This is a genomic window from Streptomyces sp. NBC_01454 (assembly GCF_036227565.1).
Classification (GTDB): domain Bacteria; phylum Actinomycetota; class Actinomycetes; order Streptomycetales; family Streptomycetaceae; genus Streptomyces.
This window is the reverse complement of the sequence record NZ_CP109460.1, coordinates 6,406,842-6,424,444: the sequence shown is the minus strand read 5'-3', so window position 1 is coordinate 6,424,444 and position 17,603 is coordinate 6,406,842. Positions and strand designations below refer to the sequence as shown.

Here is a 17,603-nt window from a genome sequence, read left to right as displayed (position 1 = left end):
ATCCGGACTCCGTGCGCCGGTGTGCCGGGACCATGGGGTGGCCGGGTCCGCACGCCGTCCGGCGCGGGTGCACCGTGGCCGCCGTGGGGCGGCCGTCGCCCGCCCCACGGCGCACGGGCACAGCACCCGCAGATCACCAACGGGTGAGGCGGAAGTGACGAGGGAGGTGCCTTCGCGTGAACAGTGCGGTGGCGTCATCACCCCGCCCGTCCCAGTTCACCTCCCGTTCACCCGTTCTCCGTAGCGTCCCAACGACACTGACCTTCGAACTGATTGCCTGGGTGAATGGAACACATCACGCTTCTCATCGGGATCGTGATCGTCACGGCCTTGGTGTTCGACTTTACGAACGGCTTCCACGACACGGCCAACGCGATGGCCACCACCATTTCCACCGGGGCCTTGCGACCCAAGACCGCGGTGGCGATGTCGGCAGTGCTCAACCTCGTCGGTGCGTTTCTGTCCGTGGAGGTGGCCAAGACCATCTCCGGCGGGATCATCGACGAAGGCGCCGGCATCAGACCAGAAGTGATCTTCGCCGGCCTGGTCGGCGCGATCGTCTGGAACATGCTGACCTGGCTCGCGGGTCTGCCCTCCAGCTCCTCCCACGCTCTCTTCGGCGGTCTGATCGGCGCGACGCTGGTGTCCGTCGGCACCCACGGCGTGCATGGCGAGGCCGTGGTGATGAAGGTCCTGATCCCGGCGGTGGCCGCGCCGTTCGTGGCCGGTCTGGCCGCGATGGCGGCGACCCGGCTCACCTACCGGCTGACCCGCAACCGCGCCGAGGCGGACACCGCCAAGGGCTACCGCGCGGGCCAGATCGCCTCCGCCGCCCTGGTCTCCCTCGCCCACGGCACCAACGACGCGCAGAAGACGATGGGTGTGATCACGCTCGCGCTGATCACCGGCGGGGTCGTCGCCCCGCACGCCGACCCGCCGCTGTGGGTCATCGCCTCGGCCGGTATGGCCATCGCGCTCGGCACGTACCTGGGCGGCTGGCGGATCATCCGCACGATGGGCAAGGGCATCACCGACATCCAGCCGCCGCAGGGCTTCGCCGCCCAGACCGGCGCCGCGGCCACCATCCTGGCCTCCTCCCACCTCGGCTTCGCGCTCTCCACCACCCAGGTCTGCTCCGGCTCCGTGATGGGCTCGGGCCTGGGCCGCAAGGGCGGCGTGGTGCGCTGGTCCACGGCCGGCCGGATGGTCGCCGCATGGGGCCTGACGCTGCCGGCCGCCGGTGCGGTCGCGGCGGGCGCCGCGTTCCTCGCGGGCCAGGGCGACTGGGGCGTGGCGGCGGTGGCCGTGCTCGCGCTCGGTATCTGCGGCACGATCTGGGCCGCCTCCCGGCGGAAGCCCATCGACCACACCAATGTCAACGAGGGCCCGGCGGCGGAGCCGGCCGGCGTGGTGACCACCGCGCTGCGCACGGTCTCCCCTCCCCCGGCAGGCCAGCCCGCGCCGGCCGACGGCGCGCTGGAAACCGCCGGGGTGCCCGCCCAGGCGACCGCCCCCGACGCCGGGGTGCCCGCCCAGCCGGGCGGCCCCGACACCTCCACCCCCGCTCCGCGCCCCAAGGCCGCGACGGTCACCCGCTAGCTGTCATCACCAAAGGAACCTCATGACCATCGATTGGGCAGCTCTCGGCCAGGTCTTCGGCGTCACCCTCGTGGTGACGGTCGGGATCGTGGGCCTGTTCACCGTCGGCATCGTCGGGGCGTCCCGCAAGCCGGCCCAGGAGGGTGCGGCGGTCGCGGTCGCCGCACCGGGTGCCGGTGCGCGGGCCGGTGCGGTGACCGCCTTCGCCCTGTGCGCGGCGGCCGTGACCTACGGCATCTATCTGATCGTCGCCGCCTGACGCAGCCGAAAGCGGCGGCGCGAGGCGGTTTCGGACGCGGTGAGGCGTCCGGCGGGGCACGGCATCAGCCGTCGTCCGCCGGGCGCCTTTCCTGTGGGGTGCCCCGGCCGCCGAGCGCGTCATCGGCCTGCCGGGCCAGCCGGTCGGCGATGGCGGTGCCGCCGCTGCCGTTGAGACAGGCGGCCACGCCGAGCTGTACGACCTTGCTGAACGTCTGGTAGTGGGCGCTGCGCGGGCGCGGGGCGGCCGCCATCAGCGCCTCGTGCAGCAGCCGGGGGTCGGGCCGCGGCTCCGGCTGCCCCGTGGCGCCGTGCTCGGCGCGCTCCGCGTCGCCGGGCGGCAGCGGGCAGTGGGGCGCCTTGTCCCCCGCGCGGTAGGCCGAGTTGCGGGTGGCCGCGAATCCCCGCTCCAGCAGGCAGCGTTCACTGCCCCGGCCGGTCAGCGCCTCGATCAGGGACCGTGCGCCGGCCGGCCGGCTGCTGGCGGCGGAGATCGCCAGATTCTGGCCACCGAGCACCGACAGCCGTCGGCCGTCGGCGGGGCGGGCCGGCAGCTGGGCCACGTCGAACCGGACGCCGGACGTGAGCTTCTCGGCGACCGAGGCGTACTCGACCGGCCAGTTGCGCATGAAGACCGCGCGGCCCTCGGCGAACCAGCGGCGGCTGTCGGTCTCGTCCATCGTGACGGCCTCGTGCGGCATGAGCGCATCGAGCCGGTCCTTGAGGTCCGCGACGCCGAGCTGGAGCGCGCCGACCTGCTCGCCCTTGGTGAAGCTGGTGGCGTACGGGTCGCCGCCGTTGGCCCAGGCGGCCTCCAGGGTGTTGACCGTGAGGCCCTCGTAGGGCCGCAGCTGGGCGACCATGCCGTACATCCTGGGCCGTTTCTTCCCCCCGGCCCGGGCGTCGCGGTCCGTGTCGCGGTTGTAGGCGTCCGCGGCCTGGAGGGCCCAGGCCTTCAGCTCGCCCCAGTTGGCGGGGGGCCGGTGGTGGCCGTGGGCGTCGAGGAGGTCCTTGCGGTAATAGAGCAGCCCGGCATCGGTGTTGAACGGGACGCCCCACACCTTGCCGTCGTACTGCACCGTCTTGGCCACGCTGGCGAGGAAGTCGCCGTCCAGGTGCGCGGGCCAGGGCCGGATGACGCCTGCCTCGGCGAACTCCGCGGTCCAGGCCACATCGAGGTTGAGCACGTCGTAGCCGCCGTTGCCGGACTGGCCCGCCGCCAGCAGCTGGCTGCGCTGGCCGTCGGCGGTGTCGGGGAGTTCGACGGTCCGCACCGTGCGGCCGGTGCGCTTCTCCCAGGCGTGGATCAGGTCCTGGCGGACGCCGGAGCTGCTGAGGTCGCTGCCGGTGGCGAGGACGATCGCCCCCTTCTCCGGCACCTTCTGATCCCCCGGGGTACAGCCGCTGACCGCGGTGAGCAAGGCCAGGGCGGCCAGCGCGGCGCCGACCGCCGTGCGCCCGGCGGTCATCGGTCCCCCTTGGTGGCGGTGCCGATGGAGGCGATCCGTCCGGCCAGGGTGTCCACGGCCTGCGGGCCGCCGGGGACGCACTGGCCGTGGGAGGCCCGGGCCAGGTGCCGCAGGGCCGGACTGTCACAGCCGGACTTGCCCATCACCAGGGCCAGTACGGGCACCTCGGGCCCTTCCCCGACGAGGGTGTCGAGGGTGCGTCCGACGGCCGCCGCGCGCCCGTCCGCGCCGTCGTCCTGGTCGAGGAGGAGCACGATGGCCTTGTTGGTGGCGCCGGACTTCTTCATCGTGCGGACCGCGCGGGTCAGCGCCTCCTCCATCGCGGCCCCGTGATCGACGAGTTCACCGCCCGCGACCCGGTCCAGCGCGGCCTTGCCCGGGGCCGGGTCGGGGCTGCCGAGCGCGACCAGCTCGCGCACCGCCGAGCGGTCGTCGGGGTGCGCACGGTCGGGGAAGGCCCACAGGCCGTAGGTGTGCCGTGCGCCGACCATCTCCAGGGCGCGGCCGGCCGCGTTCAGGGCGACCGGGAGCTTGCCGCCGTCGGCCATGGAGGTGGAGGTGTCCATGAGGATCAGCACCTGGCTGGACTTCTGTGCCTTGTCGTAGCCCTCCAGCACCCGGGCCACCTCGTCGGGGCCCGCCGTGTAACGGACGATCCGGCGGTCGGGGGTGACCTGCGCGCGGCTGTCGGCGAGCGGTGAGCCGGGCTGCGGGGCGTGGTCGTCGGCTCCGCGGTAGCCCTGCGCGGTCAGTGTGCGCCGGCCGCCGTGCGGGTCGCGCAGCCAGGTGGCGAAGCGGGCCACGGCGGCCTGCCGCGGGGTGGCGTCGGTGGTGCCGCGCCAGTCGACGCGGACGAGGGGGTGGTCGAGGGCCGGGACGCCCTCGGGGTAGTAGGCGACGTAGCGGTCGTGCAGGGGCAGCGCGGAGCCCAGGGCGGGGCAACTGCCGATGGCCCGGCCGAGGTTGTAGTCGGCGAGGGACTTCTCCGTCACCAGGGGCGCGGACCTGGTCCGGTCGACGGCGCCGGAGGCATCGGCGTCGGGGCGCAGCGAGCACAGGAGTTCGGTGCTGCCGGCGTACTGGCTGCCCGGGGCGGAGAGCCGGTCCTCGGCGGCGCGGGCGAGGGAGGGGGTGTCCAGCAGGGCGGCGTCCGGGCCGCCGGGGGCGAGGTAGAGGCCGAGGGTGTGCAGCAGACCGGTGCCGGACAGCACGGGGCTGGGCCGCAGGAGCTTGAGGTCCTGGTGGGCGTGGTCGGTCGCGGTGAGCAGCTCCTGCCAGGAGGCGCCGCCTGGTTCGACGTCGACCAGCCGCCGGCTCGCCGGGACGCCGACGACCAGGGGGGTGTAGGCGACCGGGCCGCCGTAGTGCAGGGTCGCCGGGGATCCCGTGGCCGGCATGCCGCGCCGGGCCTCGTAGTAGTCGGCGGTGGATTCCGGTATCCAGATGTCGGGCTGCGGGCCGGGGCGATTGAGGGGGTCGAGGCCCTTGTCGGCGGGCCGTTCCCGGCCGGTGCCGCGGGCCTCGCCCTGCCAGCGGTCGGCGGCCGCGAAGCCCTGGTCGACCTGGTCCTTGGCCGCGGAGTAGACGGTGATCTGGGCGCGCCGGCAGCCGTCGGGGAGGTCGCCCTCGCCGCTGAGCGGCCGGGTGTTGGCGTCGGACATCTCGTAGTCGAAGGCGGCCTGGCGCAGGGCGGGTTCGGCCTCGGGGGCGGTCAGCAGCCGCAGTTCGAGGGCGGGCGGGCAGGGCGCGTCGCCGTTCGGGAGGTTCAGTACGACGAGGCCGGCGGTGGCCGGGACGAGGATGATCGCCGGCACCAGCAGGACCCTGAGCCAGTGCCGGAGGGAGAATTTCAGCCGGCGGCGCAGGCGGATCCGCAGCGGGGTCGGGGGGCGGATCTCGGGGGTGGCGAAGGACAGGATGACGTCGTCGACGGTGTTCTGCTTGGCCGAGCGCGGCTCCCAGACGTCGCCCATCGGGGTCCGTTCGGCGGCGAGTTGTCCGCGCAGTTCCCGGACGAGGTCCTCGAAGGTGACGCACCGCCTGCCGGGCAGTCCGCTCTCCAGGGTCCGGCGCACGGCACGGGTGAACACACTGCCGCCGGTGGGCTCCTCGCCGCTGAAGATACGGCGGTTGGGCTGCGCGGCCATCAGCAGCGACATGGGCTTGCGGCAGTTGTGGAAGGCCTCCCCGGCGTTGCCGGCGTAGCAGCACTCCAGGATGATCACGATCCGGTCGGCCCGGGCGTTGTCGAGGTAGGACAGCACCATGTCCTGCCAGGAGACGGTCTTGTGGCGCGGTTCCGAGGCGCCGACCATCAGTTGGAGGTTGCCGCCGTCCCGGCCCACCCGGCCGTGGCCGGAGAAGTACACCAGCAGCAGTCCGCGCGCCTCCTGGGTGACGGTGTCCAGCGCCTGCTCCACCTCCCACGGCTCCTGGGGGCGGCACAGGACGACCTCGCCCCTGGTGAACAGGTCGGTGCCGGGGGCGAGCAGGACGCGTTCGAGTTCCTGGGCGTTGTCCTTCACCGCGGGCAGGGGGCGCAGATGGCGGTAGTCGTCGACACAGATCAGCAGCGCCCGGTTGACCTTGCCCCGCGCGTCGTATTCGGACATCCGGCTCAGTCCCCGGCGATGCTGCCGCTCCCGTCGTCCGGGCTGCCGGGATCGGGGGCTCCGGGGGCCGGGGCACCCGGACCCTCGTCCCCCAGGGCACGCAGGCCGCCGTCGACGCCGACCGCGACGGCGGGCCGTTCGCCGGTGTCACGCTCCTCGCGGCGGCGGCGCAGCCACTCCTTGAGGGCGATGCTCAGGCTCTTGGTGATCTCGGCGGCGACCGCCCCGACGATGACCAGGACCAGATCGTCGACGCCCACGGCCATGTCGCCGGGGGCGGCCGGGTCGCCGTTCGCGCCGTCGCGGGCGTCCGCCGGCCGGGGCCGAATCGCCCAGTCGTACTGCCGCCGGGCCAGCCACGGCTCGCGCGCCAGCCAGGTCTTGAGGTCCTCGATGTCCTGATCGGGATTGTTGGTGCCCGTGACCCTGATGCGGATCTCGTGACGGTCAGCGCGCTGCGGCATCCCCCGGCCCCCTTCCGGCGGCCCCGTCGCCGCCGCGCTCCCGATAGTGACGTGGAATCAGGTGCGCGGGCAACCGTCCGTGATCCTTCCGCCACGCTGTGGCGTGGGCCACAGCCCCTGCCACGGGGCAGCGTCGCAGGTCAAGGGTGAGTTGACGGGCATTCGCGGAGCGTGGTGGACTGCCCGAGCCATTCGGCGACAGCTGAGGAAGTCCGGTGCGAATCCGGCGCGGTCCCGCCACTGTCACCGGGGAGGGTTCCTCCAGCGAAGGCCACGGCCCCTCGCGCGCACGCCGAACGGCGGACGCGTCGGGGCGGGAAGGCCGGAGGACTCGCCGATCCGGGGAGCCAGGAGACTCATGTCGCCGTCACGTCGAGCCAGGGCGCGGACCCTGAGTGAGGACATATCACCATGCCTGGCCGCCCGTCGAGAGCTCCATCGCCCGCTGCCGCAGGGCTTCTTCGCGGACACGCCCTGGCGACGGTGTGACCCGATGCGCGGCGAACACGCGGGATATGCGTGCGGCGCGGCTCTCGGCTTTCTCGCCGACCTGATCGCGGCGGATCCCCGGCGCGGGCATCCGGTGGCCGCTTTCGGCCGGGCCGCGGCCGCCATCGAACGCCGGCTGTGGCGCGACCACCGCGGCCACGGGGCGGCCCATGCCGTGCTGTGCGCGGGCGGTGCCGCCGCCGGCGCCGCGCTGGTGCAGCGCGCGCTACGCACCGCCGCCCCGGCCCCGTTGCGGGACGGCGCCCGGATCGCGCTGACCGCGGCGACGGTCTGGGCCGTGCTGGGCGGCACCTCGCTCGGCCGGGAGGCCCGGGCCGTCGGCGGTGCGCTGGCGGCGGGCGACCTGGACGTGGCACGGGAGCGGCTGCCGCATCTGTGCGGGCGCGATCCGCAGGCCCTGGACGGGCCGCAGATGGCCCGTGCGGTGGTGGAGTCGGTCGCCGAGAACACCTCGGATGCAGTGGTCGGTGCCCTGGTCTGGGGTGCGGTGGGCGGAGTGCCCGGCCTGGTGGCGTTCCGGGCGGTGAACACCCTGGACGCGATGGTGGGGCACAAGTCGCCCCGATACCGCCGGTTCGGCTGGGCGTCGGCCCGGCTCGACGATCTCGCCGGCTGGCCCGGCTCGCGGCTGACCGCCGCCCTCACCGTCCTCACGGGCCCCGGCCGGCGCGGTGCGCTGCGGGCCTGGCGCACGGACGGCGGCGCGCACCCGAGCCCCAACGCGGGCCCGGTGGAGGCGTCGTTCGCGGGCGCGCTGGGCGTACGGCTGGGCGGCACGCTGGCGTACGGCGGGCGGGTGGAACACCGTCCGGTGCTCAACGGCGGGGCGCGGCCGGTGGCGGTGTCCGACATCGAACGGGCCGTACGGCTCTCGCGCCGGGTCGGTGTGCTGGCGCTGGCGGCGACGCTCGCGGCGCGGCCGGCGGCCGGCGCGGTGGTGCGGGCGGCGGTGCGGCGGCGTGCGGCGGGGCAGGGATGAGACCTCCGGTTTTTCCGCCGGAGGGGCGGCGCGGGAGCCGGCACAGAAGGAGGATCCGGTGACGTACGGGCAGCAGAAGGCGTCCGGCGGGGCGGTCGGCGGTGGCCTGTTGGTGGCCGGTACGACGTCCGACGCCGGCAAGAGCGTGGTGACGGCGGGGATCTGCCGCTGGCTGGCCCGCCAGGGCGTGCGGGTGGCGCCGTTCAAGGCGCAGAACATGTCGCTGAATTCGTTCGTCACGCGCGAGGGCGCGGAGATCGGGCGGGCCCAGGCGATGCAGGCCGCCGCGGCGCGGGTGGAGCCGACCGCGCTGATGAACCCGGTGCTGCTCAAGCCGGGCAGCGACCGCAGCAGCCAGGTGGTGCTGCTGGGCAAGCCGGTGGGTGAACTGAGCGCGCGGGGATATTTCGGGGGGACCGAGGGGTCGTCCCCCGGGAACACGCCGTACGCGGGCCGCCGGGAGCAGTTGCTCGGCACGGTCACCGACTGCCTGGCGGAGCTGCGGCGTACCCATGACGCGGTGATCTGCGAGGGCGCCGGCAGCCCCGCGGAGATCAATCTGCGGCGCACCGACATCGTCAACATGGGCCTGGCCCGGGCCGCCCGGATCCCGGTGGTGGTGGTCGGCGACATCGACCGCGGCGGGGTCTTCGCCTCCTTCTTCGGCACCACGGCGCTGCTGTCCAAGGAGGACCAGGCGCTGGTCGCCGGGTATCTCGTCAACAAGTTCCGGGGCGATGTGACGCTGCTGGAGCCGGGCCTTGCGATGCTGCGCGGCCTCACCGGACGGCAGACGCTGGGGGTGCTGCCCTTCGCGCACGGCCTCGGCATCGACGAGGAGGACGGCCTGCGGGTGTCGCTGCGCGGCGCGGTGCGCGAGAGCGTGGTGGCCCCGCCGCACGGCGCTGAGGTGCTGCGGGTGGCGGTCTGCGCCGTCCCCCTGATGTCGAACTTCACGGACGTGGACGCGCTGGCCGCGGAGCCGGGCGTGGTGGTGCGGTTCGTGGACCGCGCCGAGGAACTGGCCGACGCGGACCTGGTGGTGCTGCCGGGGACCCGGGGCACGGTCCGGGCCCTGGAGTGGCTGCGCGCGCGGGGACTGGCGGACGCGGTCGCGAGGCGGGCCGCCGAGGACCGGCCGGTGCTGGGCATCTGCGGCGGCTTCCAGATGCTGGGCGAACTCATCGAGGACGAGGTCGAGTCGAAGGCGGGCACCGTCAAGGGCCTCGGGCTGCTGCCGGTGCGGGTGCGGTTCGCGGCGGAGAAGACCCTGGCGCGGCCGTCCGGCAGGGCGCTGGGCGAGCCGGTGGAGGGGTACGAGATCCACCACGGGGTCGCCGAAGTGAACGGCGGGGACGAGGCGTTCGTCTCCGATGACCGGGGGCGCGCCCTGGACGGCTGCCGGGACGGCTCCGTATGGGGCACGCACTGGCACGGCTGCCTGGAGAGCGACGGCTTCCGCCGGGCCCTGCTGCGGCGGGTCGCCGCGGACGCCGGCCGGGCGTTCGTGCCCGCCCCGGACACCTGTTTCGCCGCCCTGCGCGAGGAGCAGCTGGACCGGCTGGGCGATCTGATCGAGGAGCACGCGGACACGGCCGCGCTGCTGCGGCTGATCGAGAAGGGGGTACCGGACGGGCTGCCGTTCGTGCCTCCCGGGGCGCCATGAGGGGTACCCGAGCGAAGAATCCGGAGCCCGACGGCGACGTGGAGGACGACACAGCATGACAACCCCGCACGACACGACCCCGCAGTACCCCTTCACCGCGGTGGTGGGCATGGACGACCTGCGGCTGGCGCTGCTGCTGAACGCGGTGAGCCCCGCGGTCGGCGGTGTGCTGGTCCGCGGCGAGAAGGGCACCGCCAAGAGCACCGCGGTGCGCGCGCTGTCGGCGCTGATGCCGGCCGTGGACGTGGTCGGCGGCTGCCGTTTCGCCTGCGCCCCGGGCGCGCCCGACCCCGGCTGCCCCGACGGTCCGCACGGCACGGGCGCCGCCGAGGAGCGCCCCACGCGGATGGTCGAACTGCCCGTCGGCGCCTCCGAGGACCGGCTGGTCGGCGCGCTGGACATCGAGCGGGCCCTGTCGGAGGGCGTGAAGGCCTTCGAGCCGGGTCTGCTGGCGGACGCGCACCGCGGCATCCTCTACGTCGACGAGGTCAATCTGCTCCACGACCACCTGGTGGACCTGCTGCTGGACGCGGCCGCCATGGGTGCCTCGTACGTGGAGCGCGAGGGCGTCTCGGTCCGGCATGCGGCGCGCTTCCTGCTCGTCGGGACGATGAACCCTGAAGAGGGGGAGCTGCGGCCGCAGTTGCTGGACCGGTTCGGCCTCACGGTCGAGGTCGCCGCCTCCCGCGAGCCCGCTCTGCGGGTGGAGGTCGTGCGGCGCCGGCTGGCCTACGACGCCGATCCGGCCGGTTTCACGGCGCGCTGGGCGGACGAGGAGGACGCGCTGCGCCGGCGGATCGCCGTGGCGCGCGAGCTGCTGCCGGACGTGACGCTGGGGGACGCGGCGCTGCGGCAGATCGCCGCGACCTGTGCCGCGTTCGAGGTGGACGGGATGCGCGCGGACATCGTGATGGCGCGCACCGCCACCGCGCTGGCCGCGTGGGAGGGGCGGACCGAGGTCCTGGAGGAGGACGTCCGGCAGGCCGCGCTGCTGGCGCTGCCGCACCGCCGGCGCCGTAATCCGTTCGACGCGCCGGGCCTGGACGAGGACAAACTGGACCGCACGCTGGAGGAGTTCGGGGCGGACCAGGAGACGGACGGCGACGACGATCCGGAGCCGGACGGTCCGGACGACGGCCCCGGGGGCGGCGGTCCGGAGGGCGGCGGGCGCCCGCCGCAGGACGGCGGCCCGGACGGCTCGGCGGCGGGCCCCGAACTCCCCCACCAGCAGGAGCAGGAGGCCCCCCAGGAGCAGCCCGCGGCCCCCGGGGAGGACCGGGAAGCAGGGCAGGCGCAGGAACCGGCCGGGCAGCACGCGCCGGGCGCGGGCGGCGAGAGGGCCGCGGTCGGCGCCACCGAGCCGTTCCGCACCCGGCGGCTGGACGTGCCGGGGCTGGGCGAGGGCGCGGACGGCCGCCGGTCGCGAGCGCGGACCGCGCACGGCCGGACCACCGGCGCCCGGCGCCCGCACGGCGCCCTCGGCAAGCTGCACCTGGCGGCGACCGTGCAGGCCGCGGCGCCGCACCAGCGGGTGCGCGGCCGCAGCGGGCCGGGGCTGGTGGTGCGCCGGGACGATCTGCGCGAGGCGGTGCGCGAGGGGCGGGAGGGCAATCTGGTCCTGTTCGTCGTCGACGCCTCCGGGTCGATGGCGGCCCGCAAGCGGATGAGCGCCGTCAAGGGCGCGGTGCTCTCGCTGCTGCTGGACGCCTATCAGCGGCGCGACAAGATCGGCATGATCACCTTCCGGGGCACCGGCGCCGAGCTGGCGCTGCCCCCGACGTCCTCGGTCGAGGCGGGTGCGGCGCGGCTGGAGCAGCTGCCGACGGGCGGCCGTACGCCGCTGTCGGAGGGGCTGCTGCGGGCCCATGAGGTGCTGCGGGTGGAGCGGATGCGGGATGCCTCGCGGCGGCCGCTGGTGGTGCTCGTCACCGACGGACGGGCGACCGGCGGCCCCGAGCCGGTGGCGCGGGCCGCCCGCGCGGCCCGGCTGCTGGCCGGTGCGGGCACCGCCTCGGTGGTCGTGGACTGCGAGGCGGGTCCGGTGCGGCTGGGGCTCGCCGGCGAGCTGGCCCGTGAGCTGCAGGGCACCGCCATCACCCTCGACGAACTGCGCGCGGACAGCGTCTCCGCGCTCGTACGGACCGTGCAAGGCAACAGGAAGGCAGCGTAATGCCGCAGGGACAGCCGTCCGTCGTTCCCGACGACGGACTCACCACCCGCCAGCGCCGCAACCGCCCGCTGGTGTTCGTCCACACCGGCCAGGGCAAGGGCAAGTCCACCGCCGCCTTCGGGCTGGCGCTGCGCGCCTGGAACCAGGGCTGGCCGGTCGGGGTGTTCCAGTTCGTGAAGTCGGCGAAGTGGAAGGTCGGCGAGGAGCGGGCGCTGAAGGTGCTCGGGGAGTCCGGCGAGGGCGGCACCGTCGCCTGGCACAAGATGGGCGAGGGCTGGTCGTGGGTGCAGCGCAATGTCCGGGACGCACTCTCCAGTGAGGATGCGGCGCGCGAGGGCTGGGAGCAGGTCAAGCGGGATCTCGCCGCGGAGACCTACAAGCTGCTGGTGCTCGACGAGTTCGCCTATCCGCTGAAGTGGGGCTGGATCGACACCGACGAGGTGGTGTCGGCGCTGCGCGAGCGCCCCGGTACGCAGCATGTCGTCATCACCGGGCGCGGCGCCCCCGAGGCGCTGCTGGACTTCGCCGATCTGGTGACGAACATGACCAAGGTCAAGCACCCGATGGACGCGGGCCAGAAGGGCCAGCGGGGCATCGAATGGTGACCACGGCGCAGCGGGCGAGTACGGCATGAGCGGCGGCGCGATCCCCCGGCTGGTGATCGCCGCGCCGTCGTCGGGCGCGGGGAAGACGACCGTGGCCACGGGCCTGATGGCGGCGTTCACCGAGGCCGGGCTCACGGTCTCGCCGCACAAGGTGGGCCCCGACTACATCGACCCTGGCTACCACTCCCTGGCCACCGGCCGGCCCGGCCGCAATCTGGACGCCTTCCTGTGCGGCACGGACCGGATCGCGCCGCTGTTCCTGCACGGTGCGGCGGGCGCGGATCTGGCCCTGGTCGAGGGCGTGATGGGGCTGTTCGACGGGGCCTCGGACCGGGGCGAGCTGTCGTCGACGGCGCAGGTCGCGAAGCTGCTGCGGGCACCGGTGGTGCTGGTGGTGGACGCCTCCTCGCAGTCCCGGTCGGTGGCCGCGCTGGTGCACGGCTTCGCGTCGTGGGACCCGGAGGTGCGGCTGGCCGGGGTGATCCTCAACAAGGTCGGCTCGGACCGTCACGAGCAGCTGCTGCGCGAGGCGATGGACTCCTCGGGGGTCCCGGTGCTCGGCGCGCTGCGCCGCGACGGGCGGGCCGGGACGCCCTCGCGGCATCTGGGGCTGGTGCCGGTCGCCGAACGGCGGGCCGAGGCGGTGGAGTCGGTGGGCGAGCTCGCCGCGCGGATCCGCGAGGGCTGCGATCTGCCGGCGCTGCTGGCGCTGGCGCACAGCGTGCCGGAACTGCCGGACACGCCGTGGGATCCGGCGGCGGAGCTGGCACCCGCGGCGGAGACGGCCGCGGCCGCCCCCTCCACCAGGCCGCTGATCGCGGTGGCGGGCGGCCCCGCGTTCACCTTCTCGTACGCCGAGCACGCCGAGCTGCTGGCCGTCGCGGGCGCCGAGGTGGTGCCCTTCGACCCGCTGCGCGACGAGCACCTGCCGCCCGGCACCCGGGGGCTGGTGATCGGCGGCGGCTTCCCCGAGGTCTACGCGCCGGATCTGTCGGCGAACGCGCCGCTGCGTGCGGCGGTGGCCGAACTGGCCGCCTCGGGGGCGCCGGTCTCCGCCGAATGCGCCGGGCTGCTCTACCTGTCCCGGTCGATCGACGGGAAACCGATGTGCGGGGTGCTGCCCGCCGAGGCCCGGATGACCGAGCGGCTCACTCTGGGCTACCGGGAGGCGGTGGCGCTGCGGGACAACGCGCTGGCCGTGGCCGGGACCCGGGTGCGGGGCCACGAGTTCCACCGCACGGTGCTGGAGCCGGGCGCGGGCGCGGACCCCGCGTGGGGCCTGACCCATCCGGAGCGGCGGGTGGAGGGCTTCGTGACCGGCGGGGTGCATGCCTCGTATCTGCATGTGCACTGGGCCGCCGAACCGGCGCTGGCCGGGCGGCTGGTGGCGAGCGCGGCGCGGGTCGCCGTGGGCCGGGGATGAGCCGCCCGGCGGCCGGCGGGGCCGGGGAGGAGCCGGTCCCGCTCGTCGCCGGCGTCGGAGCCCGCCCCGGCGTCCCGGCCGGCGAGGTGCTGGAGCTGCTCCGGGCCACGCTCGCCGCGGTGGACGGCGGGGCCCGGATCGTCGCGCTGGCGACGGTGACGGCCAGGGCTACCGAGCCCGGTCTGCTCACCGCCGCGCGCCGGCTGGGCATCCCGCTGCGGTCGTTCCCGGCGGCGGACCTGGCGGCCGTACGGGTGCCGGAGCCGTCCGCGGCCGCGGCGGCCGCCGTCGGGACCCCGAGCGTGGCCGAGGCCGCCGCGCTGCTGGCCGCGGGGCGGGGCGCCGAACTCCTCGTCGGCAAGCGGAAGTCGGCGCCGCGGGGCCGGCCGGCCGGGGCGACCTGCGCGCTCGCCGGGCCGGCGGTAACGGACAAGGGCGGACGTACCGCTGAGAGGGAGGGAGCGGCCGAAGCCCCCTCCCGGGCTGCGGATATCGTCATGACCTCGTCCCACCCGCCCCGCCCCGGCAGCAGTCGGCGGACGGCGGCCGTCGGCGGCCCGGCGCCCGACAGCACCACCGGCACCAAGGAGACCCAGTGACCACTCCTCCCGCACTGCTCATCGCCGGTCACGGCACCCGTGACGAAAGCGGCACCGAGGCCCTGCGCACCCTGGTGCGGGTGCTCGGCGAGCGCCGGCCCGGCATCCCGGTCGCCGGCGGGTTCTTCGGCACCGCGCAGGGGCCGCTGCCGCTGGACGAGGCCGTCGACGGGCTCGTGGCGCGCGGGGTGACCCGACTCGCGGTGATACCCCTGCTGCTGGCCCCCACCGGGCCGGTACCGGAGGCGCTGCCCGCGGTGCTGGAGCGGGCTGCGGAGCGCCACCCCGGCCTCGCGCACGCCTGCGACGCCCCGCTGGGGCCGCACCCCAAGCTGCTCGATGTGCTGGAGCGGCGGCTGGACGAGGCGCTGGGCGGCGGGGCCCGCAGGCCCGAGGACCGGGCGCGGACGACCGTGCTGCTGGTGGGGCGGGGTACCGCCGATGCGCAGGCCAACGCCGAAGTGGTGCGGGCCGCACGGCTGCTGTGGGAGGGGCGCGGATTCGCGGCCGTGGAGACCGCCTTCCTCTCCCGGACGGGCCCCGATGTGCCGGCCGGACTGGACCGGTGCAGGCCGCCCGCGCGGGTGCCCGCCGCGGCGGGCACCGGTAGCGGCGGCCGGATCGTGGTCCTGCCCTACTTCTTCTTCCCCGGCGCACTGCTGGAGCGGCTGCGGATGCAGACCGAGGGCTGGGCCGAGGCGCACCCGGGCACCGAGGTGCTCGGGGCGGGGGTGCTCGGCACGCCCACCGAACTGACCGAGGTCATCATGGAGCGCTACCACGCGACGGTGGCGGGCGATCCGCTGCTGAGCGATGCGACGTGCGGGTGCCGGACGGCGGCGCCGGGCGCCCCGGAGACCGGCGGGCGGCCGGCCGCTTCTCCGGCGCCGGGCACCGGGGAGCGGTGACCGTGTCGACGCGTACCGGAGCCACCCGGTTCCCCTCCCCCGGCCCGGCCGCCCCGCCGCCCGAGCCCGACCTGCGTCATCACGGCGACGCCGAAGTGCGGGGCGCGGACGGCACGCTGACGGATCTGGCGGTCAATGTCCGCACCGGCACTCCCCCGGCCTGGCTCAAGGCCCGGATCGCCGCGTCGCTGGACACCCTCGCCGCGTACCCGGACGGCCGGGCGGCGCGCCGGGCGGTCGCCGCACGGCACGGGCTGCCCGTGGAGCGGGTGCTGCTGACGTCCGGGGCCGCGGAGGCGTTCGTCCTGCTCGCACGGGCGGTACGGGCCCGCCGGCCGGTCGTGGTGCATCCGCAGTTCACCGAGCCCGAGGCCGCGCTGCACGACGCCGGGCACGCGGTGGGACGGGTCCTGCTCGACGCCCGGGACGGCTTCCGGCTGGACCCGGCCGCGGTACCCGAGGACGCCGATCTGGTCGTCGTCGGCAACCCCACCAACCCCACCTCGGTCCTGCACCCCGCGGACGTGCTGGCCCGACTGGCTCGGCCCGGGCGGACGCTGGTGGTGGACGAGGCGTTCATGGACGCGGTGCCCGGCGAACGGGAGGCGCTGGCCGGCCGCACGGATCTGCCGGGGCTGGTGGTGCTGCGCAGCCTGACCAAGACGTGGGGGCTGGCCGGGCTGCGGATCGGCTATGTGCTGGCCGACCCGGACACCGTCGCCGCCCTGGAGCGGGCCCAGCCGCTGTGGCCGGTCTCCAGTCCCGCGCTGGCGGCGGCCGAGGCGTGTTCCACGCCCGGGGCGCTCGCGGAGGCGGCCGAAGCGGCCGCGCGGATCGCCGCGGACCGGGACCATCTGCTGGCGCGGCTGGGCGCGTTCGGGCAGCTGCGGACGGTCGCCCCGGCGGCCGGTCCGTTCGTGCTGCTGCGGCTGCCGGGCGCGGACGGGGTACGGGCCGCGCTGCGGGCCCGCGGCTTCGCGGTCCGCCGTGGTGACACCTTCCCCGGCCTGGGCCCCGACTGGCTGCGGCTGGCGGTGCGGGACCGGGCCACGACGGACCGGTTCGCGGCGGCGCTGGGCGAGGTGCTGGCGTAGACGGGCCGGTCGCGCCCCCGGTACCACGGCCTCGCCGGAACCCCGGCGGACCACGCGGCCACCAGGATTCCGGCGAGGGGTGAGGTGCGCCGTACGGGCCCGTACGGCGCACCCCGGCCGTACCTCACACAGGTGCCCCCACAGCACCGGCGTGGTGTACGGGTCCGTCAGCCGCGGCCGCCTTGCGCCGCGGCGCCGCGGCGCCGGCGGGCATAGCCGATCGAGCCGGCCCCGGCCGCGACCAGCAGGGCCGCGCCGCCGGCGAGATACGGCGTGGCCGAACTGCCGCCGGTCTCCGCGAGGTTCTGGTCGCCGGTCCGGGCCCCGGCCTGATGCACCTCGGTGCCTCCGCCGGCCGGCTTGCTGCCCCCGCCGGTCTGACCGCCCGTCTGGCCACCGGACTGCCCGCCCGTCTGGCCACCGCTCTGGCCGCCCGTCTGCCCGCCACCGGTGCCGCCGGTGCCGCCGTCCCCGGGCGTCTTGCCGCCGGGTGCGGTGCAGCCGGCCCGGACCAGGGTGACCCGGCCGTGCACCTCGGCGACGTTCAGCTGCAGCGGGTTGAGGGAGACCTTCAGCTCCAGCGCGGTGGCCGCGGCGCTCTTGGACGTGACGTGCTTCTGCGACAGGTCGAGCCGCACCTCGCCCACGCCCGGCACCTTGACGTCCGTCGTGCCGCCCGCCGTGAGCGTGACCTGCTTGCCGAGGACGCGGACGGGTCCCAGCACGTTCGACTCGGCACGGGGCCGCTGCCCCGCCTCGCACACCGCCTTGGCGGTGACCTGCTGCGCCTCGATCAGGGGCCGCAGCGGGGACAGACCGGGCACCCGCACCTTGGCCCGCACGAGGTTGGCGTAGCCCTCGGAACCGTGGCGGTCGGCGGTGCCCCGGGCGGTGGCAACATCGGCGCGCAGCAGGCTGAACGGCTTGCCGTGGTCGAGGCCGTCGAGGTGGACGGTGAGCGCGGTCTTGGAGGCGGAGGCCGGGGCGTGCACCTCGTTCAGCACCGCGTTCAGCGGCACATTGACCGTCTTGTGCAGCAGCCCGACGTCCAGGCCGGTGCGCAGCACGACCGCGTCGGCGGTGCCGCGGGCCGGGCCGTGGCTTCCGGTGGCATGGGCGGGCACGGCGCCGAGCAGGAGGGCGGGGCCGGCCGTGAGCGCGGTGGCAACGAAGGTCGCGGCGAGGCGTCGGGGCATGCCGAAGGAACGGGCGGGGCTGGTGGACACGTGTGTGGAACCCTCACAGGA

At 75.4% G+C, this 17,603-nt stretch carries 14 protein-coding genes and 1 riboswitch; of the genes, 10 read left to right on the top strand and 4 right to left on the bottom strand.

Annotated features, from left to right (window positions below):
- Window positions 1-285 precede the first annotated feature (285 nt).
- Window positions 286-1,599, top strand: a complete 1,314-nt coding sequence (locus OIU81_RS28385) for an inorganic phosphate transporter (RefSeq protein WP_329152298.1) — start codon at window positions 286-288, stop codon at window positions 1,597-1,599.
- A 22-nt stretch (window positions 1,600-1,621) separates the two neighbouring features.
- The gene (locus tag OIU81_RS28380) at window positions 1,622-1,858 is read left to right on the top strand and encodes a hypothetical protein (RefSeq protein WP_329152297.1); all 237 of its coding nucleotides are present in this window, start codon (window positions 1,622-1,624) and stop codon (window positions 1,856-1,858) included.
- Window positions 1,859-1,922: 64 nt separating this feature from the next.
- On the opposite strand, the gene OIU81_RS28375 is transcribed toward OIU81_RS28380, so the two are convergent.
- From OIU81_RS28375 to OIU81_RS28365, 3 genes are read right to left on the bottom strand one after another with little or no spacing between them, the layout of a single operon-like run.
- Window positions 1,923-3,326, bottom strand: coding sequence for an extracellular solute-binding protein (locus tag OIU81_RS28375; RefSeq protein WP_329152295.1), 1,404 nt, complete (start codon window positions 3,324-3,326; stop codon window positions 1,923-1,925).
- The gene (locus OIU81_RS28370; protein ID WP_329152293.1) at window positions 3,323-5,938 is read right to left on the bottom strand and encodes a caspase family protein; all 2,616 of its coding nucleotides are present in this window, start codon (window positions 5,936-5,938) and stop codon (window positions 3,323-3,325) included. The genes OIU81_RS28375 and OIU81_RS28370 overlap by 4 nt, the downstream gene beginning before the upstream one ends.
- A gap of 5 nt (window positions 5,939-5,943) precedes the next feature.
- Complete coding sequence (locus OIU81_RS28365; protein WP_329152291.1) at window positions 5,944-6,402, bottom strand: hypothetical protein; 459 nt, start codon at window positions 6,400-6,402, stop codon at window positions 5,944-5,946.
- Window positions 6,403-6,607: 205 nt separating this feature from the next.
- Window positions 6,608-6,759, top strand: a riboswitch (cobalamin riboswitch).
- Window positions 6,760-6,895: 136 nt separating this feature from the next.
- Between OIU81_RS28365 and OIU81_RS28360 the strand changes: the two genes are divergently transcribed.
- Genes OIU81_RS28360 through cobC form a run of 8 tightly spaced genes read left to right on the top strand, consistent with a single transcriptional unit; the run spans window position 6,896 to window position 16,356 of the window.
- The gene (locus OIU81_RS28360; protein WP_329152289.1) at window positions 6,896-7,891 is read left to right on the top strand and encodes a cobalamin biosynthesis protein; all 996 of its coding nucleotides are present in this window, start codon (window positions 6,896-6,898) and stop codon (window positions 7,889-7,891) included.
- A 58-nt stretch (window positions 7,892-7,949) separates the two neighbouring features.
- Complete coding sequence (locus OIU81_RS28355; protein ID WP_329152287.1) at window positions 7,950-9,557, top strand: cobyric acid synthase; 1,608 nt, start codon at window positions 7,950-7,952, stop codon at window positions 9,555-9,557.
- Between the two features lie 55 nt (window positions 9,558-9,612).
- Window positions 9,613-11,727 carry a putative cobaltochelatase gene (locus tag OIU81_RS28350; RefSeq protein WP_329152286.1) on the top strand — a complete coding sequence of 705 codons (2,115 nt, stop codon included), beginning with the start codon at window positions 9,613-9,615 and terminating at the stop codon, window positions 11,725-11,727.
- Window positions 11,727-12,332 (top strand): cob(I)yrinic acid a,c-diamide adenosyltransferase, encoded by a 606-nt coding sequence (gene cobO / locus OIU81_RS28345; protein ID WP_329152284.1) that lies wholly within the window; start codon window positions 11,727-11,729, stop codon window positions 12,330-12,332. The genes OIU81_RS28350 and cobO overlap by 1 nt, the downstream gene beginning before the upstream one ends.
- Window positions 12,333-12,357: 25 nt before the next feature.
- Window positions 12,358-13,755 carry a cobyrinate a,c-diamide synthase gene (locus tag OIU81_RS28340; protein ID WP_329152282.1) on the top strand — a complete coding sequence of 466 codons (1,398 nt, stop codon included), beginning with the start codon at window positions 12,358-12,360 and terminating at the stop codon, window positions 13,753-13,755.
- The gene (locus OIU81_RS28335; protein ID WP_443074057.1) at window positions 13,752-14,354 is read left to right on the top strand and encodes a cobalamin biosynthesis protein; all 603 of its coding nucleotides are present in this window, start codon (window positions 13,752-13,754) and stop codon (window positions 14,352-14,354) included. Before OIU81_RS28340 ends, OIU81_RS28335 begins: the two co-directional genes overlap by 4 nt.
- Window positions 14,351-15,262 carry a sirohydrochlorin chelatase gene (locus tag OIU81_RS28330; protein ID WP_329152280.1) on the top strand — a complete coding sequence of 304 codons (912 nt, stop codon included), beginning with the start codon at window positions 14,351-14,353 and terminating at the stop codon, window positions 15,260-15,262. Before OIU81_RS28335 ends, OIU81_RS28330 begins: the two co-directional genes overlap by 4 nt.
- Before the next feature lie 2 nt (window positions 15,263-15,264).
- Complete coding sequence (gene cobC, locus OIU81_RS28325; protein WP_329152279.1) at window positions 15,265-16,356, top strand: Rv2231c family pyridoxal phosphate-dependent protein CobC; 1,092 nt, start codon at window positions 15,265-15,267, stop codon at window positions 16,354-16,356.
- Between the two features lie 167 nt (window positions 16,357-16,523).
- On the opposite strand, the gene OIU81_RS28320 is transcribed toward cobC, so the two are convergent.
- Window positions 16,524-17,552, bottom strand: a complete 1,029-nt coding sequence (locus OIU81_RS28320) for an SCO1860 family LAETG-anchored protein (protein ID WP_329155420.1) — start codon at window positions 17,550-17,552, stop codon at window positions 16,524-16,526.
- Window positions 17,553-17,603: the final 51 nt, after the last annotated feature.

Bases quoted from the DNA above. Each gene is read 5' to 3' on its own strand.
- OIU81_RS28385 (WP_329152298.1), top strand. From the start codon at position 286: ATGGAACACATCACGCTTCTCATCGGGATCGTGATCGTCACGGCCTTG.
- OIU81_RS28380 (WP_329152297.1), top strand. From the start codon at position 1,622: ATGACCATCGATTGGGCAGCTCTCGGCCAGGTCTTCGGCGTCACCCTC.
- OIU81_RS28375 (WP_329152295.1), bottom strand. From the start codon at position 3,326: ATGACCGCCGGGCGCACGGCGGTCGGCGCCGCGCTGGCCGCCCTGGCC.
- OIU81_RS28370 (WP_329152293.1), bottom strand. From the start codon at position 5,938: ATGTCCGAATACGACGCGCGGGGCAAGGTCAACCGGGCGCTGCTGATC.
- OIU81_RS28365 (WP_329152291.1), bottom strand. From the start codon at position 6,402: ATGCCGCAGCGCGCTGACCGTCACGAGATCCGCATCAGGGTCACGGGC.
- OIU81_RS28360 (WP_329152289.1), top strand. From the start codon at position 6,896: ATGCGCGGCGAACACGCGGGATATGCGTGCGGCGCGGCTCTCGGCTTT.
- OIU81_RS28350 (WP_329152286.1), top strand. From the start codon at position 9,613: ATGACAACCCCGCACGACACGACCCCGCAGTACCCCTTCACCGCGGTG.
- cobO (WP_329152284.1), top strand. From the start codon at position 11,727: ATGCCGCAGGGACAGCCGTCCGTCGTTCCCGACGACGGACTCACCACC.
- OIU81_RS28340 (WP_329152282.1), top strand. From the start codon at position 12,358: ATGAGCGGCGGCGCGATCCCCCGGCTGGTGATCGCCGCGCCGTCGTCG.
- OIU81_RS28335 (WP_443074057.1), top strand. From the start codon at position 13,752: ATGAGCCGCCCGGCGGCCGGCGGGGCCGGGGAGGAGCCGGTCCCGCTC.
- OIU81_RS28320 (WP_329155420.1), bottom strand. From the start codon at position 17,552: ATGCCCCGACGCCTCGCCGCGACCTTCGTTGCCACCGCGCTCACGGCC.